Raw genomic sequence first — 3,083 nt, 5'->3', positions numbered from 1 at the left:
GCCTCGTGCAGGCGCAGGCGCCCGCCGCGCAGCCGACGGCCCCCGCCAAGGCCGAGAAGGCGCCCGACGGCAAACCGGCCGAGGCCAAGTCTGCGGACGGCAAGTCCTCGGATGGCAAGTCTGCGGACGGCAAGTCTTCGGATGGCAAGCCGGTCGAGGCGAAACCGGCGGACGCCAAGCCGGCCCCTCCGAAACCCGAGATGTCCGAGGCGCTCAAGGCGGTCCGGGCCAGGCTCGACGCGGCCAAGAACGACCTCGCCGCGCGCGAGAAGGAGCTGGCCCGCACCGATCTCGGCACGCCGGAGCTCTCCGCCATCCGCGACGGCGTCGGCCCGGTCACCGACGAGATCCGCACGATCATCGGCCGTCTCGACGCGCCGCTGGAATCGGCCCGGGAGCGCCTGACCCAGCTCGGGCCGAAGCCGAAGGACGCCGAGGAGAGCCCGGAGGTGGCCCAGGAGCGGGTCGAGCGCGACGCGGCGGTCTCGCGCATCGACGAGACCCAGCGGCTGGCGCGCTCGCTCCTCGTCCAGGGCGACCAGATCATCGACCGGGTCTCGAACCGGCGCCGGGAATCCTTCACCAAGGGGCTGTTCGAGCGCAGCCAGGCGCTGGTCAGCCCGCAGCTCTGGAGCCGGGTCGCGGCCGACGTCCCCCGCGACATCCGTTCGCTCCAGAGCGCGCTGTCCGACATCCTGCTGCTGTTCTCGCGCAACGGAACGCTCGGCAACCTGCTGATGCTCGGCCTCGCCTTCGGCGTGTCCGTGGCGCTGTATTTCGGCCGGCGCAACATCGCCCCGCGGCTCGGCCGGCGCGACGCGGCGATGACCGACCCGAGCCGGCGCCAGACCCTGCTCGGCGCGTGGCGGGTGCTGCTGCTCGGCACCGTGCCGGCGGTGATCGGATCCTACACGGTGTACTACGCCCTCGACGCCACCGACCTGCTGCCCTCCCGGCTGCTTCCGGTGGCCGGCGCGATCCTGGCCGGCCTCGCCTTCATCGCCTTCGTCGAGGCCCTGTGCGACGGCCTGCTCTCGCCGGACAAGCCGCAGTGGCGGCCGGCGCCGGTGAGCGACGCGGCGGCGATCCGGGTGACGCGGCTCGCGGTCGGCATCGCCACGGTGATCACCGTGGTGAAGTCGATCGAGGCGCTGAACTCGGGCATCTCGGCGGCGCTGCCGATCTCGATCGCCACCCGCGGCATCGGCGCGGTCGCCACCGCGCTGATCCTCGCCATCGGCCTGCACCGCTTCGCCGACAAGGAGGAGGAGGAGGAGGCCTGCTTCGGCCCCTACGTGCCGACGAAGACCACCACCGGCATCGGCGGCCCGGCCCGGCTCGTCGGCTGGGCGGCGGTGGCCGTCATCGGCGTCGCCGCCCTCGTCGGCTACGTCGCCTTCGCGGCGTTCGTGATCGACCAGCTGGTCTGGACTGCGAGCCTGCTGGTGCTGCTCTACCTGCTGGTGCAGAGCGCCGACACCTTCGTCGGCGGCTCGCTCTCGGACGACACCCGGCTCGCCACCGCGCTCCAGGCCAATACCGGCCTGCGCAAGCGTTCGCTCAACCAGATCGCGGTGCTCTCCACCGGTGCCGCGCGGGTGCTGCTGTTCCTGATCGTGGCGCTCCTGGTGCTCGCGCCCTGGGGCCTCGATTCGACCGACATCGTCTCCTCGATCCGGCAGGCCTTCTTCGGCTTCAAGGTCGGCGACGTCACGATCTCGCTCTCGACGATCGCGCTCGGTCTCGGGATCCTGGTCCTCGGCATCGCCATCACCCGCGCGGTCCAACGCTGGCTCGACCAGGTCTACCTGCCCGCCACCGACCTCGACGCGGGCCTGCGCAACTCGATCTCGACGGTGTCGGGCTATTGCGGCTTCCTGCTCGCCCTGGCGCTGGCCTTCTCCTATCTCGGCCTCAGCCTCGAGAAGCTGACGATCGTGGCCGGCGCGCTCTCGGTCGGCATCGGTTTCGGCCTACAATCGATCGTCAACAACTTCGTCTCGGGCCTGCTCCTGCTCTGGGAGCGGCCGATCCGCGTCGGCGACCAGGTGGTGATCGGCGACTCGGAGGGCATCGTGAAGCGCATCTCGGTGCGCTCTACCGAGATCCAGACCTTCGACCGCTCGGCGGTGATCGTCCCGAACTCGAACCTGATCTCCGGCATCGTCAAGAACCGCGTCCGCGGCGACCGGACGGGCCGGGTCTCGCTGGTGGTCAACGTGCTGCGCAACCAGGACCCGGCGCGCGCCGCCGAGATGCTGCTCGCCTGCGCCGCCCAGCACGCCGACGTGCTGAAGGAGCCGGCGCCGCGCGTGGTGTTCCGCAAGATCGGCGACCCGTTCCTCGAGTTCGAGCTCGTGGCGATGATCGTCGACGTCAGCCTCGGCCAGAAGGTGCAGAACGACCTGAACTTCTCGGTGTTCAGGACCCTGTCCGAGGCGGGCTTCATCCCGCCGCTCGGGCCGGGCTCCAGCATCGTCACGGTGCAGGGCCTCGACGGGATGCAGGACGCATTCTCGGAGATCGCCGGCCGGTTCCGCCCGCCGGCCGCCGAGGAGGGCCGCGACGGACGGCGCGACCTGAGCGCGATCGGCGCGCGGTAGCGCGCCGGCGGCGCCAAAAGCACGCCTCGGTAGATATCTAGCGCGATCATACTCGCTTGGGTTGCATGGACGGGCGTCCTTGGCCAAACCTTCCGCATCGTTCGCGAGAGGGCGGGATGATTCGCGCAGGCGGCGGACGCGCGACGCCGCGGGCGACGCGACGGCCGCCGGGGGCCCGGACCCGCACGCCGCCCGCGGATCGGCCACGGATGTCGGGCCTTTCACGCATTGAAACCCAGGGTGCCGGCGGATATGCAGTCGCGGATCGCGGCGGCCCCGCGCGCATCGACCGACGGAATGTCAAGGTCAGACGGAACAGGCTTCACAAGATGAGCACCAAGACGGCACTGATCACGGGGATCACGGGGCAGGACGGGGCGTATCTGGCGCAGTTGCTGCTGTCGAAGGGCTACGCGGTCCACGGGGTGGTGCGGCGCTCGAGCCATGCCGGGGTGTTCGACCACCGGCTAAAGTGGCTCG

The 3,083-nt window shown here is 70.8% G+C and carries 2 protein-coding genes; both read left to right on the top strand.

Annotated elements, in window-relative coordinates:
- Positions 1-5 precede the first annotated feature (5 nt).
- Positions 6-2,603 (top strand): DUF3772 domain-containing protein, encoded by a 2,598-nt coding sequence (locus FV230_RS26575; protein WP_246695015.1) that lies wholly within the window; start codon positions 6-8, stop codon positions 2,601-2,603.
- A 329-nt stretch (positions 2,604-2,932) separates the two neighbouring features.
- The coding region (locus tag FV230_RS26570; protein ID WP_147844511.1) for a GDP-mannose 4,6-dehydratase at positions 2,933-3,083 on the top strand (151 nt) is incomplete at its 3' end.

Source organism: Methylobacterium sp. WL6 (assembly GCF_008040095.1).
Taxonomy (GTDB): Bacteria; Pseudomonadota; Alphaproteobacteria; order Rhizobiales; family Beijerinckiaceae; genus Methylobacterium.
Note: the sequence above shows the minus strand (reverse complement) of the source record. Positions and strands in the feature narration are given on the sequence as shown.